The sequence below is a fragment of the Sulfobacillus sp. TH-112 genome, assembly GCF_057473405.1.
In genome coordinates this window covers 1-3,525 of the sequence record NZ_JBYCKN010000043.1, presented here as the reverse complement: position 1 = coordinate 3,525, position 3,525 = coordinate 1, and the positions used below count along the sequence as shown (strand labels likewise).

The following is a 3,525-nucleotide window of genomic DNA, read 5'->3' as shown; positions in this document are numbered from 1 at the left end:
GGTATTAAGGTTATACGCATAGACGGTGCTGCTCATACCAGCCGATGAGAGCGCATTAGTCAGCCAATAGACCACATGCTGGTGAATGGTTAATCCTTGGATATCTCCAGTACTGTACACGTTTTTGGGCAATGTCATCATCGCTGTGACCTGTCCCGTCGCAATGTTTTTTACGTTTACCGTCTGATAATTGCCACTCAACGAATCAGCCGCCTCATAAGCGACCCATGATCCCGAGGCAAATGCTACACTCGGCTTCAATATATTGGGAAGACGCACAACCCGCGTTGTCTTCCCGGTTTTGGCGTTAATAAGATACAAACCGTCTGGCCATTTTTTACTGGATAGTTGCCCCGGCCCCGGAGGATAGACACTGAGCAGCAGTTCTCCCGAATTGACTGAGCTAATATCCTCTCCAAAAGGAAGGCCTCCAAGATGATGCCATGCACTGTTCGGAACCAGGCGAGACAGTGACACGGATTTCAAGGTACCAGACCGATTTTTTACTGGGTAAAAATGGGTTCGAGTCGCGACCGCAGAGGGATGAGAGGCTACAAATCCACAGCCAGAGAGGACTGCCGCAATGACTCCTAAGCCGACCACCCAGCGTCTTTGAACGACCATGCGACAACCCCCCCATCTTTCACGCTTCATATCATACTGGTTCCTGGACAAAATCCGAAACTGTGGAAGAGACATTCGTGATGGAAACTATTTCCGTCTCTGCACCCTCAAAAATGGGTGCGACCAATACGAAATTACTATTATAGTGCTCTCGCTCTTGTCTCTTGCGGTAAAAACCGCATGAATCCCGCTACGTCCCATCTCTATGCTTGCTAAACACCACCCCCACGAAACTGGGATTGGTCACGACAGATGAAATTATGTGCACCGCGTGGTAAAATTACCTTTAATAAGTTACTTGCGAACAATATCCTCAATACATAGCGCTTACATTTTAGCACCTAAAAAAGGATGGGATAATATGCCGAAGTTGATGGTCATCATTGCGAGTACACGCCCTGGTCGTATAGGGCTACCCATAGGTCAATGGTTTGCCGATGCAGCACGACAGCATGGAGGATTTGAGGTAAACGTGGCGGATCTTCTCGAACTCGACCTCCCTTTCATGAATGAACCCAAACACCCCAGGTTTGGAGAATATATCCACGAACACACCAAACAGTGGAGTAGCATGGTCGCTTCGGCAGATGCATTTGTGATTGTGATGCCGGAATACAATTTCGCCATGACCGCTCCTTTGAAAAATGCGCTTGACTACCTATCCAAGGAATGGCAATACAAGCCTGTGGGACTGGTCAGCTACGGTGGAATTTCTGCGGGATTGCGCGCCGCCCAAATGGTGAAACAGGTCGTCACGACCCTCAAAATGATGCCCGTTCCAGAGGCCGTCGCCATTCCCTTCGCCCCCCAATTTCTTAAGGACGGTGTGTTTGTTCCCAATGACATCACCAAAGATGCTGCAAATATCATGTTGGATGAGTTGATCCGATTTGACGAAGCCCTAAGCGGTCTGAGGCAATGAACCTGCGGTCCATCTCCCAGCGCTGGCAACCGGAAAAGCTCGCGCGAAGCACCATTCATGAGGCAGCCGCGGTGCTGCCTCCGGGGCACTGGCAGCAGTTTGACCCATTTTTGATGCTCGCCGAGGATTGGTTTCAACATGGCACCTTCGAGGAACATCCCCATCGTGGAATCGAAACCGTAACCTATGTGATATCAGGACAAATGCGGCACTACGATAATAAGTCCGGGCATACGGGGGTGCTGGGACCTGAAGATGTGCAGTGGATGACAGCTGGTCATGGTGTAATCCATCAGGAAGACCCTCTTCCGGGAGAACCGGTTCACAGTCTACAACTATGGATCAATCTTCCCCGAGAGAAAAAGTTGATGCCGCCTCGGTATCAAGATCTTTCGCATGACAAAATGCCCTGCTATCACCATGACGGTGTGCTCATACGCGTCTATTCCGGAACCGTTCATGGAATGAGCGCGCCCACCCAGAACATTGTCCCCATCACGATGGCCGAAGTTCGGATGGAGCCCCATAGTACCGTAGACCTCGACCTGGCGCCGGAGCACAACGGCTTTCTCTATATTCTCGAGGGCCACGGAATTTTTGGTGCCAATGCAGAACCTGGGTCTCAGGGCGAGGTATTATGGTTAGGCCCCGCACCGCTTCAGAAGGAAAGGAGTTGGCTGACTGTGCGTAGTAGTGCGTCGTTGCGTGCTATCCTCTATGCAGGCACTCCCATAGGTGAACCCGTCTTCGCTTACGGCCCTTTTGTGATGAATACTCGAGAAGACATCGAGGAGGCCTTTAGAGATTACCACGCTGGTCGATTCATCTAACCATCACATCAATCTCCATGATATCCCTTGGGTTACGTTATAATGAAGTATCCTTGGAGGAGGTTATCTCGATCGTATAAGAATCGACATTACCTCTTCGAAGGGAAACACCCGATTTCCTAAGGAGCCTATCAAGGTTCCTATAATTAGTGGAGGTGAGTAATGAAGTTCTATGGATTTTTGACCAATTCCCATACAGCCGCCCTTATTAGTCCTGAAGGTTCCATCGATTGGCTTGCTTTTCCACGATTCGATAGTCCTGCGGTCTGTGCCCGCCTGCTGGGCACAAAAGATAACGGATACTTCCTCATTCAGCCAACCGAAAGCGACGGTCTCACCACGTCGCAGCAATATCTTGATTCCACCAACATTATCAAGACAACATGGGAGTCCCCGTTAGGGCGAGCGGTGATTTACGACTACTTGACCATCGGGCGTCCAGAATTGCGGCGGGTTATTAAAAGCGAAATTCCTATTCGGGTGGAATTAGCGCCCCGATTTCACTATGGGCTGATTCGATCGGCGCCCCAGCATGTCAATTCTGGGGCGATCTTTCGCAATCCATTAGCCAAAGAAGCTTTGGTGTTCGCCATCAATGGGCAACCGCGCCTTTCTTCCGACACCATTACTTCATCTCTTATCGAAGGCATTTGGACGCTCCCTCCGGGGCATTATGAGCTCATTTTGCAATACATTGCGGATGACGAGGACCGTTTGATGGAAGCGGCCGATGCCATTCAAGACCAAATGGTGACTTTGGAGCATGATATGGAAAGTGAAGAACTCAATGCGTCGATGAAAGAAACCGTGTTGTATTGGCGCCATCGATTAGACTTGCTACCAGCCTATCAAGGGCCTCACCAGTCAGCCTATGAACGTTCCTTATTGGTCTTGTACGGCCTCACCTATCAGACCAATGGCGCTATCATCGCGGCACCGACCACCTCTCTTCCCGAGACGATCGGAGAAAGTCGGCAGTGGGATTATCGATTTGCCTGGGTACGCGACGGATCATACGCTGCCGAAGCGTTACTCATGGCGGGAGATCACGTGGCTTCGCGGCGTTTTATGGAATTCCTTTTAAATTGCATCGACCTTCAAGCTAAACCGTTCCAAGCTCCCTTCTTTCACGTTGATGGCACCTTAATT

At 50.2% G+C, this 3,525-nt stretch carries 4 protein-coding genes; 3 read left to right on the top strand and 1 reads right to left on the bottom strand.

All coding sequences use genetic code 11. From position 1 onward, the window contains the following. Positions 1-624, bottom strand: a 624-nt coding sequence (locus ACOJWD_RS02800) for a hypothetical protein (RefSeq protein WP_486991703.1), incomplete at its 3' end; no start/stop codon positions are given. Positions 625-985: 361 nt separating this feature from the next. Between ACOJWD_RS02800 and ACOJWD_RS02795 the strand changes: the two genes are divergently transcribed. The 3 genes from ACOJWD_RS02795 to ACOJWD_RS02785 form a co-directional block, all read left to right on the top strand. Continuing rightward, positions 986-1,546 carry an NADPH-dependent FMN reductase gene (locus ACOJWD_RS02795; protein WP_486991702.1) on the top strand — a complete coding sequence of 187 codons (561 nt, stop codon included), beginning with the start codon at positions 986-988 and terminating at the stop codon, positions 1,544-1,546. Next, on the top strand, positions 1,543-2,376 hold the full coding sequence (locus tag ACOJWD_RS02790; RefSeq protein ID WP_486991701.1) for a pirin family protein: 834 nt from the start codon (positions 1,543-1,545) through the stop codon (positions 2,374-2,376). The genes ACOJWD_RS02795 and ACOJWD_RS02790 overlap by 4 nt, the downstream gene beginning before the upstream one ends. Before the next feature lie 162 nt (positions 2,377-2,538). Beyond that, positions 2,539-3,525: trehalase-like domain-containing protein (locus tag ACOJWD_RS02785; RefSeq protein WP_486991700.1), on the top strand; the 987-nt coding region annotated here is incomplete at its 3' end.